This window comes from Anaerotruncus sp. 1XD42-93 (assembly GCF_009917605.1).
Classification (GTDB): Bacteria; Bacillota; Clostridia; order Oscillospirales; family Ruminococcaceae; genus Anaerotruncus.
The window spans coordinates 26,544-43,147 of the sequence record NZ_QZEG01000023.1 but is presented as its reverse complement, the minus strand read 5'-3'; the positions used below and the strand labels follow the sequence as shown (position 1 = coordinate 43,147).

At 50.9% G+C, this 16,604-nt stretch carries 22 protein-coding genes and 1 pseudogene; 22 read left to right on the top strand and 1 reads right to left on the bottom strand.

The window, feature by feature from the left end:
- A partial coding sequence (locus D5269_RS10000; RefSeq protein WP_147407963.1) for a M23 family metallopeptidase occupies positions 1–441 on the top strand: 441 nt, incomplete at its 5' end.
- Between the two features lie 82 nt (positions 442–523).
- Here D5269_RS10000 and D5269_RS09995 read toward each other — a convergent pair.
- Positions 524–751 (bottom strand): helix-turn-helix transcriptional regulator, encoded by a 228-nt coding sequence (locus D5269_RS09995; RefSeq protein ID WP_147407962.1) that lies wholly within the window; start codon positions 749–751, stop codon positions 524–526.
- Positions 752–1,488: 737 nt separating this feature from the next.
- On the opposite strand from D5269_RS09995, the pseudogene D5269_RS09990 reads away from it, so the two are divergent.
- The 21 genes and pseudogenes from D5269_RS09990 to D5269_RS09890 all read left to right on the top strand — a co-directional run.
- A pseudogene (locus D5269_RS09990) lies at positions 1,489–1,710 on the top strand (IS3 family transposase); the annotation flags it as partial.
- A gap of 565 nt (positions 1,711–2,275) precedes the next feature.
- Positions 2,276–3,418, top strand: coding sequence for a hypothetical protein (locus D5269_RS09985; protein WP_120485244.1), 1,143 nt, complete (start codon positions 2,276–2,278; stop codon positions 3,416–3,418).
- 125 nt (positions 3,419–3,543) lie between these two features.
- A complete protein-coding gene (locus D5269_RS09980) occupies positions 3,544–3,741 on the top strand; it encodes a hypothetical protein (protein WP_120485243.1) in 198 nt (65 codons plus the stop codon).
- A gap of 389 nt (positions 3,742–4,130) precedes the next feature.
- Positions 4,131–4,688 (top strand): hypothetical protein, encoded by a 558-nt coding sequence (locus D5269_RS09975; RefSeq protein WP_147407961.1) that lies wholly within the window; start codon positions 4,131–4,133, stop codon positions 4,686–4,688.
- 30 nt (positions 4,689–4,718) lie between these two features.
- The gene (locus tag D5269_RS09970) at positions 4,719–5,429 is read left to right on the top strand and encodes a hypothetical protein (protein WP_120485240.1); all 711 of its coding nucleotides are present in this window, start codon (positions 4,719–4,721) and stop codon (positions 5,427–5,429) included.
- 525 nt (positions 5,430–5,954) lie between these two features.
- Complete coding sequence (locus tag D5269_RS09965) at positions 5,955–6,890, top strand: DUF932 domain-containing protein (protein WP_120485239.1); 936 nt, start codon at positions 5,955–5,957, stop codon at positions 6,888–6,890.
- Between the two features lie 83 nt (positions 6,891–6,973).
- A complete protein-coding gene (locus D5269_RS09960) occupies positions 6,974–7,918 on the top strand; it encodes a lambda-exonuclease family protein (RefSeq protein WP_120485238.1) in 945 nt (314 codons plus the stop codon).
- Between the two features lie 15 nt (positions 7,919–7,933).
- The gene (locus D5269_RS09955) at positions 7,934–8,725 is read left to right on the top strand and encodes a hypothetical protein (protein WP_120485237.1); all 792 of its coding nucleotides are present in this window, start codon (positions 7,934–7,936) and stop codon (positions 8,723–8,725) included.
- A 73-nt stretch (positions 8,726–8,798) separates the two neighbouring features.
- A complete protein-coding gene (locus tag D5269_RS09950) occupies positions 8,799–9,338 on the top strand; it encodes a hypothetical protein (protein WP_120485236.1) in 540 nt (179 codons plus the stop codon).
- A gap of 4 nt (positions 9,339–9,342) precedes the next feature.
- Complete coding sequence (locus D5269_RS09945) at positions 9,343–9,552, top strand: hypothetical protein (RefSeq protein WP_120485235.1); 210 nt, start codon at positions 9,343–9,345, stop codon at positions 9,550–9,552.
- Positions 9,536–9,745, top strand: coding sequence for a hypothetical protein (locus tag D5269_RS09940; RefSeq protein ID WP_120485234.1), 210 nt, complete (start codon positions 9,536–9,538; stop codon positions 9,743–9,745). The genes D5269_RS09945 and D5269_RS09940 overlap by 17 nt, the downstream gene beginning before the upstream one ends.
- Positions 9,742–10,032 carry a hypothetical protein gene (locus tag D5269_RS09935; protein WP_120485233.1) on the top strand — a complete coding sequence of 97 codons (291 nt, stop codon included), beginning with the start codon at positions 9,742–9,744 and terminating at the stop codon, positions 10,030–10,032. Before D5269_RS09940 ends, D5269_RS09935 begins: the two co-directional genes overlap by 4 nt.
- A 16-nt stretch (positions 10,033–10,048) precedes the next feature.
- A complete protein-coding gene (locus D5269_RS09930) occupies positions 10,049–10,420 on the top strand; it encodes a DUF3846 domain-containing protein (RefSeq protein ID WP_243126765.1) in 372 nt (123 codons plus the stop codon).
- Between the two features lie 75 nt (positions 10,421–10,495).
- Positions 10,496–11,014 carry a hypothetical protein gene (locus D5269_RS09925; protein WP_120485231.1) on the top strand — a complete coding sequence of 173 codons (519 nt, stop codon included), beginning with the start codon at positions 10,496–10,498 and terminating at the stop codon, positions 11,012–11,014.
- 16 nt (positions 11,015–11,030) lie between these two features.
- On the top strand, positions 11,031–11,261 hold the full coding sequence (locus D5269_RS09920) for a hypothetical protein (protein ID WP_120485230.1): 231 nt from the start codon (positions 11,031–11,033) through the stop codon (positions 11,259–11,261).
- A gap of 63 nt (positions 11,262–11,324) precedes the next feature.
- Positions 11,325–11,528, top strand: coding sequence for a hypothetical protein (locus D5269_RS09915; RefSeq protein ID WP_120485229.1), 204 nt, complete (start codon positions 11,325–11,327; stop codon positions 11,526–11,528).
- 1 nt (position 11,529) lies between these two features.
- Positions 11,530–12,774 carry a DUF3560 domain-containing protein gene (locus tag D5269_RS09910; protein WP_243126764.1) on the top strand — a complete coding sequence of 415 codons (1,245 nt, stop codon included), beginning with the start codon at positions 11,530–11,532 and terminating at the stop codon, positions 12,772–12,774.
- Position 12,775: 1 nt separating this feature from the next.
- Complete coding sequence (locus tag D5269_RS09905; RefSeq protein WP_120485227.1) at positions 12,776–13,093, top strand: hypothetical protein; 318 nt, start codon at positions 12,776–12,778, stop codon at positions 13,091–13,093.
- Between the two features lie 14 nt (positions 13,094–13,107).
- On the top strand, positions 13,108–15,141 hold the full coding sequence (gene ligA, locus D5269_RS09900; RefSeq protein ID WP_120485226.1) for an NAD-dependent DNA ligase LigA: 2,034 nt from the start codon (positions 13,108–13,110) through the stop codon (positions 15,139–15,141).
- A 37-nt stretch (positions 15,142–15,178) separates the two neighbouring features.
- Entirely contained in the window at positions 15,179–15,394 is a 216-nt protein-coding gene (locus D5269_RS09895; RefSeq protein ID WP_120485225.1) for a hypothetical protein, read from the top strand.
- 4 nt (positions 15,395–15,398) lie between these two features.
- Entirely contained in the window at positions 15,399–16,469 is a 1,071-nt protein-coding gene (locus D5269_RS09890; protein ID WP_158604930.1) for a DUF262 domain-containing protein, read from the top strand.
- Positions 16,470–16,604: the final 135 nt, after the last annotated feature.

Genomic DNA, 16,604 nt, shown 5'->3' with positions numbered 1-16,604 from the left:
TTGACCGCCCGCACCTACCACCATGCAAGCGTCAAGATTAAGGCAGGAGACAAGGTGCGGCGCGGGCAGGTGATTGCCCAGTATGGCAACACCGGGGCCAACACCAGCGGCCCGCATCTGCATATTGAGCTGGACACCGACACTAAATACCCGACACTTGCGCCCGGTGTATCGGTGACGGCCAGCAACCGGATCATCAATACCCAAGCCGAGTATGCCAAGGCGGGAGGGCTGTCCGACAGCACAATCAACCCGGCAAAGGTCTGGTTTATCGGAGACGGGCAAAGTATCGCGGGCACATCGGGCGGTTGGTGTGCCCAGAGTGATCTGGCAGTTCCTAAGCTGCCCACAGAGACACCAGAGCAACCGGATTACAAGGCAAGGTATGACGCGCTGCGCGCAGAGCTTGTGGCGTTGGCCGCGAAGTATAAAGAAGGATAAACGACAAAATAAAGCCCCTCAGAAACGGAATCTTCTCCCGAAGACATACACGTTTCTGAGGGGCTTTTCCTATTTATGAACTTTATACTTCACCCTCCTCATCGAAGGTGAGAAAATATTCCATTGGCTTTTGAAATTCCTGACTGATGTTGTAAAGAAGAGAAGCAGAGATGGAAATATCTTCTTTTCTGAGGTTGCGTACATGCCGGACCGAGATGTCCAGATGCTCTGCAAGCTGTTCTTGCTTTATGCGTGATTCTTTGATTGAATTGTTGAATTTTTCATGATCCAATAATGCTTTTTTCGTCATAATATAACCCCCGTCTTTAAAGATCATGGTAGATGGAACGACTTTCCAGCTACCCTTGATATATAAAATACGGGAGATCAAACATGATAAAAAGGAATACAACTTCCGATTGTAGAATTTTGTCGTTTTTTCTGCAAAAATTATGCATATAGAACATAGTATGGCTGGCGTAATTCGTAAAAATAAAGAGCAGCCCGCATATGAACTGCCCCCCCATTTGTTAGACAGTATGGTATACTGAAAAACAAGAGGGGTGATATATTATGCCGAAGGGAGTCCCAAACAAGAAATACACACCAGAATTCAAGAGGCTGGTAATAGAACCCATGCGGGAAGAAGAGCTCCGTTATTGAGAAACCGCAGAGAGATTCGGGATCCGCCACAAGCGAGTACAGGACTGGGAGCGTATCTACCTGACAGAGGGGCCGGAAGGGTTTGCTATTGAGCGGCGAGGGGCCGTCCAAAGAAGCTGCCGAAAGCGGTGGAAGAGGATCTGCTGGCTGAAGTGCAGCGGCTGCGGGCGGAGAACGAATACCTAAAAAACTTGCAGGCCTTGGTTTTGGAAGACGAGCGACGCCAGCGCAGAAAACACAGGTAGTTCAAAAGCTGAGGCAAAAACACAAACTGGAACTTTTACTTTCAATCGCTCATCTGCCCCGGGCAACTTTCTACTACCATCTGAAACAAATGAGCAGTCCAGATAAGTGCGAACCCGAAAAAGCAGAGATCACGGCTATATACCACGAAAATAAGGAAACTGTCTGGACAATGCTGTGATCGAAAATTTCTTTGGGCTGCTCAAAAGTGAACTGCTTTATCTCCATGAGTTCAATTCGATGGAACACTTCATGCAGGAACTCCTGGTATATCTTGATTACTACAACAACCGCCGTATCAAGGCAAAGCTGAAGGACTTGCCGCCTGCGCTTCACAGACAACAAGCCCTTTCGGCTGCTTGAACAATTTTTACTTTAATCTTTGTCTAACTTTTGGGGGTCACTTCAACCGTGACGCTTTCCCTTGTTCGGAGCATCTGCGAGGCTCTTGACTGTGGTTCCGGAGATCTGATGACTGCCGGGAAGATTGAGTGCATCTCCCTGCCAAAAAAGAAAGCCCGGACGTCTGATGAGCGTCCGGGAGGGGAGAGCAGGGGCATATTCCATTTTAAGCAGGGAGGCCGTGCCGGGCCTCTCTGCTTTTTTTGTCCAAGTACAGCCCCCGCGCCCATCTAGGCCCGCCAAGCCCGATGGACATTGAATCCTAATCAAGCCGCTCTCCTTATGGCCGAAGTATAGCACGGGCAACTGGCTGGATTCTGTTGGAAGTTGGCGGTTTTGTTGTCGTTATCGCATTAAATGGCTGTATAAAAGTTGTATAGCCTATGTAACCTATGAGGACGCATTTACCGCTTTCTTTGGTACGCCACGTTGGAAGTATTTTGAGAGTGAAGACGGGCAGGATGTTGTAGAGTTTACAGGTGATTGCACCTATCAGGATGTTCCGGTAAAGGCCCGGATTCAATTTGTGGTTGATGAAGAAAACGGAACCTTTGAAGCGTCTTATCTTGCGTTCAACGAAGTCCCACAGGATGCCCTGACGCTGGCAGCGGTAATCTCAAAAGCGTTTGAAGAGTATGAAGCCGCTGGAACGGGAGGCGGACAAGGGCAGGAGCAATCCTCCAATACCACAGGACAAATTCTAATCCGTCAGATTCCCACTCAAGATGTACTTAAAATGACAGCGGACGAGGTTGTTACCGCCTTTGGCGAGCCAGAAATATATGCCGAAAATGATAGCATTGAGTATGGCGCTGATGCTCCGGAATGGATGTATTTTGATGTTTCCAATGGGAACACAGTGGCTAGTTTTAGTGCCAACGCAGAAGAATTTACACTTAATGGCCAGAGCTTGAAGCAGAATTTTGACGCACTTGTAAGTCTGATGGGAGATAACTACGATAGCCTCGGTGCAGGTGGGTATCAATGGATTCGGGAAGGCATTTGCTATACCTTTTATATCCCGGATGATACTGAGCCTTACAGCATCAATGTTTATCGAATTGATAATGATGATCCGATTGATAACGACGCATATCTGGGCGAAGAAGGCAATCATGGGACTTACGGCAATCTGGATTCTGCACTGGTCGGCAGATGGCGGTCATTTGACGGTGGTACACTCCAATTTGACGATAATGGGATGATAAGTTCTTGCGACTTCAACTGTTGGAGTTTAGTAGGAGAAAGCCCTAATCGTGTCTATTGGGAAACCTCAAACGGTAGAGTTAGCTGTTCCGCATATTTTGATAACAGTGATACATATACAATTACAAGTCCATCTAGCGAGCCAGGAACAGAGTACATTTCCTTTTCGAGAAATAGGAGGCATATGTACCAACGCACTACGGGTGAAAATGGCGATGGAATTATTGGGACGTGGACTAGTGTAGAGAATAGTATTTGGTCATTTCAGTTCAATGTGGATGGTACTGGGATGTATAATGGGAGATACCCGATTACTTGGAGTGCCTATACAGCGGATGATGGTGCCGATGCAGTGAGGTATAGCTTGATAGATATCACCTACTTTGACTATACAGTGGAAGGTGATTCGCTCGTAGTCTTTCTTTCTGACAGTAGCCGTGTATATACCAAAGTTGGAAACTAATTAATGATTTGCAACAGGAGGGCGGCCACGGTCGCCCTCCTGTTGTATCTATCAGCGGAGGGATAGCGGCACTACTCTTAATCTACATCCTTATGATTCCGAACACAAGAAGGAGACATCACGATATGAGTATGAAGGATTTGCTTTACAAAGTGAAACCGCCATGCGATAAATGCCCTTATAAGCTGGGGCTGGTACATACGGTAGCCAATCCCTGCCCTCAGTGTAAGGCGAATGGCTACAACGCCTATGAGCGGTTCATAAAGGAGTTGTCGGGCAAATATGCGAAAGGTATGCGATTGGGATGGATGTTGAAGAACTGAAAGCTATGATCCCCTCTGAAACCGTGCGGAAGTATGTCATAAAATCAGAGTGGACATTCACAGACAGAGAGAAGGCTGCACTTTTGTATCATGGAGACCTGTCACTGAAAGAGCAGTATTCTCGGCTGGGAACCTTGCGGGACACGACTGCTGATAAAAGATTGCAAAAGTAACTTACAGAATATCTGGAACGAGAAAAACAGGCTATCCGAGCGTTCAAAGAAAACGCTGCTAATCGTTGCGTCTATGTTCTGAAGGTGCAGGAAAATGGCAGCTTCCATGAAGGTGAATATCTTGCTTGTGGATATTTCTTCGATTGGAATGTGGCTTTTAAGTACGGAAAGGAGGAAAACGTCCCGTTTCAAATCGAATAATACTTGGTCAATGCTGTGTCGGAATTTGAGGATGGTACTTGCAGCCACTCTTCGATAGCCAACCTCCATTTTAACGAGAACAGTGAGGCAAGTTCTTTTTCGAGCCGTGAAATTCCAGATGATAACGAACAGACAGATTGGTATGAATGTTTTGAAAATACATTCTATGAGGCACCGAATCCGTTTGACAGAGGAGATATTGTCCGGTTTGTTGGTACAGAGAAATACGGTATTGTAGAAGTATCTCAAAAACATTGGAAAGAAAATTTGGAACGATATAAACAGCGGAGAAAGTTTCTGCCAGACTATTCCGATGTTCAAGTCAGGGTAATATTTCTGACTGAGGACGGAACATTTATCCACAGCCATATCAATCCCGTTAATCTGGAGCTGCACCAGCCAGAACATGAACCGCAAGACCCGGTTGCCAGCGCAAGGGATCAGCTTCTCCATGCCGCCAGTTTGCTCTATCGGAAAGACGACTCCAGCAATGTCATTGGTTCTTTGGACGATCTGTACGTCTATACCATGAAATATCGGAACGCAAAGGGGGCAGCTACATTGGGAACATAATGTTCCCGATTTTGAAAGGACAGTAATTGTATGAATATTGCAGAATCCGCCAAGACCCAAGAGAACATTTTACAGCAAATCAAACCTTTACGGTTGATGGACGATGTGCTGATGGTTAAATGTTTTGAAAACAACAAGGAATGCACAGAATTACTTCTACAGCCAATCTTGAAAATGTCCACTTTGCAGGTGAAAGAGGTGACCTCTGTTTGGCATGAAGCCTCTGTTGGACTTAATGTATTTGCAACAGACCGCCAAGGATGGACATTTCAAATCAAGGTATTTCAGGACAGCACAGCCGATAGAGACAAAAAAGTTGGGATGGACCTCTATTCAGCAGAATTATCGGCGGCTCATACAGATACAGATACAGATCGGAACATAGCAGGACATTACACCGTTTATATCGTTGAGCACGGCGTCGAGCGCAAGGCCCTTGCTCACTCGGGAATTATTCTTGATGGGGGAACCACAGACGCTTGGTGGGGATTCAAGCTCAATACAATTTATGTGAATGGAGATCGCAAGAACAGAAGTCCGCTCGGCAAGTTAATGTACGACTTTTCCTGCACAGACCCGTCCTATATGAACTATCCGCAGTTGGCAGATAGGGTACGCTACTTCAAGGAGGACAGGCAGGGGGTTCAAGATTTGTGTGAGATATTGGAAGATAAAAGGAAAAGAGTACAAAAATATGAGGCATCCCAATATGACCCAGAGATGGAAGAAGGCAGAAACTAATGAGGGTATCTAAACAAGGGGGCGGCTGGGGTCGCCCCCTTGTTTAGATATATCCATTGAACGGGAGGGCAGGGGAATGAAGATCGTGTCTTGGAATGTAAACGGACTGGCGAGATGCCGCAGGAACGGCTTTCTGAAATTTCTGTCGGATGCGATTGCCTAAAAGTTGGAAAAGCTGCTGAAACAGTTTGTTCAGGAGCATGGTCTTTAACTCTGGAGCTGCACATTGTAGCGTTCCTATCGTATGACACCGCATTTCAGCAATATATTCTTTTCTTGTAATCAAACCGGATTGGGGGTGATTCACATTGCCGTACCGCAGAACCCTTGAAGTGGTGCTAATCGTTCTTACTGCCTTGCTCGCAATGGCAAAAGCATTGAGCGAGATGGACGATTCACCGGATGCAGCTTAGACAATCGGATAAGCGGCGTGAGCAGAGGGCTTCCCTATATGGGAAGTCCTCTGTTTCTATGTTCGGCACAGGAAAAACCACAAATCCAAATCTATTTCAGGAGGTAAAAGTTATGCCCGCTAACGTCGAAACCATGTTCTATGTCCGCGAAAAGCCCTGGCACGGATTGGGAACCCGTGTCGAAACCGCGCCCACGTCCATTGACGCCCTGGTGCTTGCTGGCCTTGACTGGACGGTGGAGCAGAAGAACGTCTACGCTGAGGACGGCTCCCTGATCTCGGGCTACAAGGTCAACACCCGCAGCACCGACAACGCCGCCCTGGGCATTGTCTCTGACCGCTACAAGGTGGTGCAGAACGAGGACGCTTTCCAGTTCACCGATGACCTGCTGGGGGTTGGCGTGACCTATGAGACTGCCGGAGCCTTGCAGGGTGGCCGCAAGGTCTGGATGCTGGCCCGGATGCCCCACCGCTACATTATCGCCGGGGACGAGATCGCTCCCTATCTGGTGGTGATGAACAGTCACGATGGCAGCAGCGGAATCAAGGTCGCCATGACCCCCATCCGTGTTGTCTGCCAAAACACGCTCAATCTGGCATTCAACAGCGCAAAGCGTATCTGGACCACCAAGCACACCGAAAATGTGATGCTCCGTGTCCATGAGGCCGAGGAGACGTTGGGCCTTGCCGAGAAGTACATGGGCGAGTTGGGCCGAGGTATTGATACCCTGTCCAAGATCAGACTCACCGACAAGAAGGTGATGGAGTTCATGGCTGAGTTCTTCCCTGTCACTCTTGACCTGCCCGATGTGCAGCGCAAGAACAATCTGCGTATGCTGGACAACATGAAAGCCCGGTACTGGGATGCCCCCGACTTGTCCCATGTAGGCAAGAACGGCTACCGCTTCGTCAACGCCGTCAGTGACTTTGCCACCCATGCTGATCCCATCCGCAGGACGAAAAACTACGATGAAAACCTGTTCCTGCGTACCGTGGAGGGCAACCCCATGATCGACAAAGCCTACAAGATGGTGCTGGCGGCGGCGTGATAGGAAAAGCAAAATAGGGGGCGTGCGACCTGTGGCTGTACGTTCCCTATTCCTATTATATTTAGGGAAAGAGAGGTTTTCATATGTCGGCAAAAATCTTAGTATCCACCGAAAATATGCCCTACGCTGACTGGTTGGAGTACCGAAAGCAGGGCATCGGCGGTTCGGACGCATCCGTGGTCTGCGGCATCAACCGTTACAAATCCCCTGTGGAGCTGTGGTTGGATAAGACTGGCCAGCTCCCGCCCCAGGAGGCCGGAGAAGCTGCCTATTGGGGGACACAGTTGGAGCCGTTCGTCCGGGCCGAGTTCACCAAGCGTACCGGGATCGAGGTCATCCACAAGAGTGAACTGCTCCAGAGCGAGGAATATCCGTTCATGCTGGCGAATCTGGACGGTATCTGTGAAGTCCCGGACTACGGAACGTGCGTATTCGAGGCCAAGACCGCTTCGGCTTACAAGGCTGGCGAGTGGGAGGATACCATCCCTGACGAGTATATGTGCCAGATCCAACACTACATGGCGGTGACCGGATATGCCGGGACCTATATCGCCGTGCTGATTGGCGGCAATACCTTCCGCTGGAAGTTCGTGGAGCGTGACGAGGAATTGATTTCTATGCTCATTGAGCTGGAAACGGCGTTCTGGAACCATGTGCAGGATTGCACACCCCCGCCGCTGGACGGCTCCGATGCTTCGGCTAAGTTTCTGTCCCAGCAATTCCCCCGCAGTACGCCCATGTCCCACATCACCCTGCCGGACACTGCCGCCGCTCTGCTCTCCGAGTACGATGAAGCCTGTGCTCAGTTGGAGATTATCACTGAGAAAAAGCAGAAAGCCGAAAATCTGCTGAAGGAGATGATGGGCAATAACGAGGTGGGAACTGCCGGGGGCCGTGTCGTGACCTGGAAGAGCGTATTTCAGGAGCGGCTTGACAGCAAGACCTTGAAGGCCGAGCACCCTGTTCTCTACAAAAAGTATGCCAACAAGTCATCCTACCGCCGCTTTACCATCAAGGCGGCGAGTTAATTTAGGAGGTTCGTTATGGATAACACAAGTTTGAAAAGCCGCATGAGCGGCAAGGTGCAGGAGTTGAAGACCCCTGCCGGGGAGCAGACCAACATCACTGTTACCCCCGCTGCTGATACCTCGCTGGCTCCGACCGATTCCAGCTACATCGCCCTGACCAGCAACGCCCTTGACCTGATCCGGGCCAATTTGAAAAGCCAGCCCTTGTCCCTCGACCTGTTCGATGTGGTCAAGTCTCCCTCTGGCGGCTCTACTGTGTTTGAGGTGCCGGGGCTGGCGGGGAACGAGGCTGCTATGGAGCTGACGGGCATTGTACTGGACTACACCACGCCCCGGGCCTATTGGGATACGCCCGATCCGGTGGAGGGTACACCCCCTGTCTGCATGAGCCAGAACAGCATCATTTCCCACGATGGGAAAGCCTGCGCTCTCTGCCCCTACAATGACTTCGGTTCCAAGGACGGAGACAGTAACGCCAAGGCTTGCAAGGAGTCCGTGCTACTGTTCCTGCTGCGGCCCAACAACATCATCCCTCTGCTGGTGCGCGTCCCTGTCACCAGCAAGCCCAGGTTTCTCAAATACTCCACCCGCCTGTTGAGCAGCCTGACGCCGATCTCCAGCGTGGTCACGAAGATTACCTTAGAGAAGGCCACCAGCAAACAGGGCAAGCCCTACGCCCTGTTCAACTTCCAGGCGGTCAGCACCCTCAGCCCGGAGGAAGCGGCCCAGGCACGGGCCTTTGGGCAGCAGTTCATGGAGATTGTGAACGCCGCTACCTTGGTGCCGGAGTTGGCCCAGGCCAGCTAAAATACTCTACAATGGCCCGGTATCCCTGCCCTGCGGTGGGGATGCCGGGTCATTCCCTTTTGGAGGAGTCTTTATGAACTATAGCGAATTAAAACAGATCTTCCGGGAGCTGAAAGCTACTTCTCCCAGGGATGATCTGACGGCACACATTATTTTCACCGAGGATGGCTTTGCCACGAAGTATCCGTTGTTGAGCCGTACCTACCGCATTTCCAGTGACAACAAGGCGTTCTGGCCTAATATGGGCGGCTATTCTATCTTCGGTTACTGTCTGGATGTGACTTCCAATCAGGGTGTCCGTCTGGATTACTATATGGCCGAAGAACGGGACATCAACGGCTGGAAGGTCGAGGACTGCTATATTTTGGAGCAGATGCGGGATACTGCGGCCATCCCCAACTTGACCCGGATGGAACAGGACGATGGAACGGTTTGCTACTTCTTCGGTGATACCTGTATCCGGGTTCGTGAAAGCGAGGACAACGAGAAAATCAGGCTGGAGCCTGTAAGCGGAGATCAGACCGCTTGCGGTGAGTGGGTGGAACTGCCCATCGACCGGGTACACGGCTACTGTACGCTGCTGGAACGGCATCTGAACAAGCTGGGCGGGTGAGGACATGGCGAGGAAGGAAATCAAAGCCCCCAAGCCAAAGAGATTCTGTGATCCTGGCGTTTGCAACTGCTGTCAGTACATCGGCGAGGGCGATTTCCTGTGTGATAAGCACATGGAGATCGTAGTCTCTGACTGGGAGCCAACCGAAAACTACCTGATGTGTCAGAGCCAAAACAAAGCTGTTGGAGGTGGTGCGGATGGAAAAGAAACTTAAAATCCAGCGTGTCAGTTCGGAGCTTCTTGGGCGGATCATAGAACACCGTATTCCCTCTGGCCTTTTTCTGACGAAGGAAGGCCGCAAATGGGTAGCGGTGGACAACACCACCGGGGACGCATGGACAGAGGAATTTTCCCGCAAACATCAGGCTATTCGCTGGCTGCGTGGGAAATTTGAGGTGGGACTATGAAATACATTGTTACCCGTCCGGTAGGCGGCGTTACACTCAACGGCGAACGGGAATTTCTGCTGGATAATACTGGTGAAGTTCATATGTTCGACAGCGAGGAACAGACCCGGTCATTCCTGGCCGCCGCTGGTGTTGAGCCGGAGGAACTGCGCCACTTGACCATCATGGAGAGCTGCGGCACTTGCCGTAAATGCGGTAGTCCTCTATTCAAGAGCCTGTTACCTGGCTATGACTATCAGTGTTTCACTTGTGACGAGGACTTTTATAAATTTGAGCAAGACACATAAGGAAGGGAGCGTTGCTATGCGTGTCTTAGTAGTCGAACCGGAGCAGAGGCCAAAGGAGAAAGAAATCGACGATTCTCTGACAGCCATGCAGAACATCGTGGGCGGCTATATTCAGCCCGTCCATCTTGACGATTCTGTTGTGCTGGTCTGCAACGAGGAAGGAAAATTTATGGATATGCCGGCGAACCGGGGATTGCGGGATAAGGACGGCCAGTTATGCGATATTGTATTCGGCACGTTTTTCCTGTGCGGCTTTCCCGCAGACTGTGACCACTTTATCAGCCTGACCCCGGAGCAGATTCAGCAGTATCAGGAGCGATTCTATACCCCGGAAATGTTTTGGGGTATGGATGGCCATATCGTCTGCCTGCCGCTGGAAGTCGATTAAGCAAACCCATCTATGAGGGAATCCCTTGTGCCGCAGGGGTTCCTTCTATTTTACTAACTGATTGGAGTGATAAACATGAGGGCGTTGCGTCCTATGACCCAGGAGGAACGGGAGTTTGCGGAGCAGCACCACAATCTGGTGATTGACTTTCTCCGATACAGGCGTCTCCCGATGGATGATTTCTACGATATTGTAATTTTCGGGTATCTCTCCGCTGTGCAGCAGTATTTCCGCAATCCTCCGGCTGACGTGAAGTTCAAGGCTATGGCGTTCCGAGCCATGAAGGATGCCATTCTCCGGGATGGTGAATACAACGCCCGTGCCAAACGCTGCGGCTACACTGTAAGCCTGGATACTGCGGGAAACCACAGCACTATCCCTGACCAAACGCAGGATGTTGAACGGCAGACCGAGCGCAAGGCCCTTCTGGAACAGGCGGCAAAGGTAGCCACGCCAAGGGAAAATAGGATCATTGAATTGCTGATAGACGGCTTTGCGCTCCATGAGGCGGCACGGTTTTTGAAGATACCGAAATCTGCCGCCGTAAGCTATATGGAGAACTTCTACGGTCGGGTCAGAGCCGCTATTGGCTGAAATAGGAGGTCAGTTTATGAAAGAATTGTGGATTCGGATAGGGGCCGTTATCAGAATCACCGATGACGAGGAGCAGGACATCTTTGCGGATAATGAGGAAAAGATGCGGGATGTGCTGCGGCGTGTGATTGCGGAGGGCCGTTTCTGCCCGGATGGGGAAACTTACGTCCCCAGCGAGTCTGTGCAGGAGTTCAACCGCACCTATGGTACGGCCCACAAGGAAGAAAACTGGTGCTGTGATTTATGAAGGCATAACCTGGGGCTGGCGTTCGCTGGTCCCAGGTAATTTGAATTACGGAGGGATTTGACCGTGAAAGTCAAGGCATATATCCACAGTCTGAAAGACCACGAGCATGACCGCCATGTGATGGGCGAGGCTGAGATCATCCGGAAAATCGGTGACAATCTCTATCTGGCTGAGGTCAACGGCGTTCGGTGTACTGCTATTTTCAATTTCTTCACCGGGGCCTACTATGTGGATGATGTGTACGGCATCCAGAAGGAGGCTATCTGAAATGGAGAAAAAGTATATTTTCAATCTGGAAACGACCAAAATTGAACTTCACTTCGAGAAGTCCGAGTACAACGCCCTGACCGCCGAGCAGAAAACCGAATTGAAGGGGGCGTTTCTGTGGAGCCGTACCGGGGGCTGCTGGGTAAGTAGGGCCAAGGAACCGAACCTCTGGTGGGCGAAGCGGGTCGCTGCCAAGCTGGGCTTTACCGAAGAACAGCGTCAGGGCGAGCGTCTTTCTTTCTCCGAGCAGGTGGAGCGTCAAGCGGAGAGGGCCGAGAGACGGGCCGAGCGTTATGAGCAGTACGCCGAGAACGCAGAACGGAGGGGAGCCAACTTACAGAAGCCCCTTAACCATATGCACGGCGATATTGCGTTTTTCACCCAGCCCATCATTGCGGGTCACGCTGGCAGTCAGGCGTTTGCCCGCCGGCGGGAGCGGATGTTTGCACAGTATGAACGTGGTTTCGAGGAATACCGCAAAAGCGCATATTTTCAGGACAGGGCGCAGACCGCCAGAGAAACAGCAGACGGGGCCAAGTATCAGGATGTCGCTTATCTTGACCGCCGTATCAAGGAGTGCAAGAAGGAAATCAAAGCCCGTGAGAAGAACATCATCCATTATGAGCAGACCCTATTTGCCATTGAGAACGGCGAGAAGAAAAAGCGGTACGATGGCACTCCAATCACTGCCGAGATGGTCAACGGCTGGATTCAGCATGAGTTGGAACTTGTGGAGAAGGCCATGGACAAGCAAGCCTTTCTGGAAGCCTGTGTTGATGTGTGCGGCGGAATCCGGTTCAGCAGGGACAATGTGAAGATCGGCTACCACGTCAAAGTGAAGGGCAGCGGGGATGTTGAGGTCATCGGTGCCGGGCCGCAGAACATCACCTATCGTATCCTGACCGGGGGTGCGAAGGGCATGGTCCTGACCGCTGCCTATGCGGAGATCACCGAGATCGTCAAAGCGGAGGAAGATCGAGAGACACATCCCTTCACTGTTGGCGAACGGTTCACAGCGGAGCAGTACGTCCGGGATGGCGATTCCTACAAATGGAACCGTGTCCGCATCACCTATGAGATCGTCAAGGCCAGCAGCAAGACGATCCAGTTGAAGCCCATTGACGGCGATGGGAAGATCATCACCCGCAAGCCCAGGAAGTCCTACAATGGCAGATGGTGTTTCAGCATTGATGATTCAACCAACAATACCTTCTACAAATCAGCAAAGGTAAGCGAGGCTGGTTAAGATGGATCATTATGTACCTTACGCCCGTTCGGATGTTGGCAACAGTCAGGTTGAGTCCGTTGTTGAGTGGCTGGGGGTTAATGAGCTTTTGGAGAAGATGCGCCAACTTCCACCTGAGCAGGAGTTCTCTATCCTTTTGGATTTTCTGGTGGAGTTCTCTGGCGGCCTTGAGTTGGCCGAACATCGGATGTCCGAGACGTTGGCAGAACAATCGGCTGTCAGCTACAAAGCCCACACCGAGGTCGTAAAGATAGTTAAGTGCCGGCTGGCCGACCTTTACAATGATGCCGCCAAAAATAGCTCCACAAACGAACATTAAGGATGGTGAAGAAAATGCAGAAAAAACAGTCAAAATCTGATGGTGCCAGTGTTCAGCGTATCACCGAATTGACTGCAACGCTCAATCGCTATCGGCACGAATACTACAATCTCGCAAAGCCCAGCGTGTCCGATGCGGTTTACGACAGGCTCTTTGACGAACTGGCAGCGTTGGAGCAGAAAACGGGGATCGTCCTCAGCAATTCCCCCACGCAGACGGTAGGCTATGCTCCTGTGAGTGCGCTGCGGAAGGTTCAGCACACTATTCCGCTCCTTAGCCTGGACAAGACAAAACAGACTAATGATCTGGTTTCTATGCTTACTGTAGCTCCGGCTCTGCTGATGCTGAAGCTGGATGGTCTGACCGTCAAACTCTGTTATGAAAACGGCAAGCTGGTCGAGGCATCTACCCGTGGGAATGGCGAAACTGGCGAGGATGTTACCCACAATGTTCCTGCGTTCTGTAATGTGCCGCTGAAAATTCCCAATAAAAAGAGGCTTGTTATCACAGGAGAGGGCCTGATCCATACTAATGACTTTGAGCAGATGAAGGACTCCGAGGATAAGGAAATCAAAAATGCCCGAAATCTGGCTGCTGGCTCTATTCGGCTGCTTGACCCGTCCATCTGTAAGGATCGCCGCATCTACTTCTATGCCTTCAACGTCATTGAGGGTATGGATGCTCTTGGCGGCAACGTAGACAGCCGGGGATGGCTGCTGGAAGATTTGGAGCCTCTTGGCTTTGAGGTCTGTCCCTTTGTTCGTATGCCAAAAGGCACATCCCAGGCAGAAATGGAAAGCAAAATCCAACATCTGCGGTCTATCGCCAATATCGAAAAACTGCCTATTGATGGGATCGTGCTGCGCTATGACAGTATTTCCTTCTCCAAGACGCTGGGGAGGACAGGGCATCACTACAAGGATGGCATTGCGTTCAAGTTTGAGGACGATGTGACGGAGACAGTCTTCCGTTCCGTTGAGTGGACACCCAGCCGTTCCGGGGAAATTGCACCCGTAGCCCTGTTTGATCCTGTGGAGATTGACGGCTGCACTGTGTCGAGGGCCAGTCTGCACAACCTGTCCTTTATCAAGGAACTGGAACTGCACCCAGGCTGTCGTATCCTCGTTTCCAAGCGCAACATGATAATTCCCCACACTGAGGAAAACCTTGACCGTGGCCGTTATGCCCCCAGCCTGATTCCGAAACGGTGTCCCTGCTGTGGGAACCCCACGAGGATCTACGCTCGTTCTGGTGGCAAAGAGGGCCAAGTGGCAACGCTCCACTGTGATAATCCTGACTGCGGCAATCAAACATTGCGCAAGTTCGTCCACTTCGTCGGGAAAAAGGCCATGGACATTTCCGGTATCTCAGAAGCAATACTGGACAAGTTCATTTCTGCGGGATTCCTGACCACATATCAAGACCTCTACCATCTGGACAGATACCGCCATCAGATTATAGGCATAGAGGGCTTTGGCATCAAGTCTTACACAAAGCTCCAGAGGTCCATCAACGCCAGCAGAAAGACCACCTTTGCACGGTATCTGGTGGCTATGGACATTCCCATGATTGGAAGGACCGCAAGCCGAGTGTTGGATAACTACTTTGGCGGTAACTTGGATATGTTTGAGAAAGCGGCCACAAGCGGTTTTGACTTTACTGCGCTGCCAGACTTCGGCGCAACTCTGAGCGGAAATATCCACCAATGGTTTAGCATCCCTGACAATATGGATCTGTGGAAAACGCTCCAGAGAGAATTTACATTTGAAGATAGAAAGGAAAATATCACCATGGAAAACAAAAACAGCGTAACCTACAGCCCCTTCTACGGCTGCACCATCGTTGCTACGGGCAAGCTGGAGCACTTCACCCGTGACGGCATCAACAGCAAAATTGCCAGCCTTGGGGCCACCGCTGGCAGCTCTGTGACCCGCAAGACCAGCTACGTTATCTGCGGGGAGAAGCCCGGCAGTAAGCTCACCAAGGCCCAGGAGCTGGGCATCCCTGTTCTGACCGAGCAGGAGTTCCTTTCTATGATCCCCGCATAACTGTACGATTGGAGCAAACGGAGGGAGGGGCGCTGATATGAGCATGGATATTCTCTACGAAATTAACTTTCCAGATGGCCGCTGTTGGCTAACCACTCCGCTTTACTCTCAGGCGGTGGACGCTGCCAAGGCGAAGGCAAAGAAAGACGGTGTACCGATGGAAGTTACAAAACACAATTTGAGGACAGGAGAAGTCCGCAGAGATACCTATTTCCCGGATGGCACGGTTGAAAAACATTGGAAAAAGAGGTGATACTATGCAGCGATTCAACATTAACTGGACTGCCAAGGCCCTGGTGAATCAGATGGAGAAAGGCAAGGTCAACTACGACAACGCTGTGCAGCGCAGCCTTGTATGGGACGTAGACAAAAAATCCCTTCTGATCCACAGCATGATCTACGGCTATGCGATCCCTGCCATGTACTTTACCCGTGACGAGAACGGCGTATATGACAGCCTGGACGGAAAGCAGCGGTCAAACACCATCAGCGAATATCTCCATGATGAATTTGCGTTGACTCCCGACACCCCTACCGTCGTAGATGATAACGGGTGCGTGGAGGATGTCAGCGGATTATATTTCTCACAGTTGCCTGAGTGGGTGCGGGATCGGATCAAAGACTATAACCTCACGATTTACTATTATGAGGGAATGACAGAAACAGAGATCAGGGAGTTCTTTCGCAGGCTGAATAACGGCAAGCCATTGAGCGCCATTGAGCTGACCCGTGCCAACGTCCCCAGCTTGGCGATTTTTCAGCAGCTTGCCAAGCATAAGGCAATTCAGTTCGTAGTTTCGGAGGCTGGCAGGAAACGGTTCACCGATGAAATGATTGCCATGCAGCTCTACCAGCTTATCACAGAGGAATCCCCCGACTTCTCCACCAAGCCCTTCCGGGAGTGGGCCAGCAAGGTCGAGGTTGACAGTGAAATGCTAGACACAATTAACTCCGGGCTGAATGCCTATTCGGTGTTCGTCAGGAGCCTGATTGATGTCAACAACAAGGTTCTCCGCACTGTCAAGGGTAGGACGCACTTCATCAGTTGCGTATATTACTGCTGTCTGGCAGTAGAAAATGCTGTGAGCCAGGACGAGATCAACCGCACCCTGACCGAGTTCTTCAGCGGGCATCCCTCCACGTCATCAGAGTATAATCACACGGTATCCGCTGGCAGCGCAAAACCCACTTCGGTACAGACACGGCGGGGTGTTATACGGTCTTTGCTTTCGGCAACCGATGAAGCGGAGGAACCTGACCCGGAAGAAACTGATCCTGATAATGTGGGTGATTCAGAACAATTTGAAGAGGAAGGATATGCGGTATAAACATTGTGCGCAGAAATAATCCTTATCCATACCAGGGGAGACCCAGCGGTTTGCTGGGCCTCCCCTACTACCTATTGACCTGTACGAGATTATTTCATCTTTGCACCGTGCCGGGATGCCTGGTGAAAGGCAGGA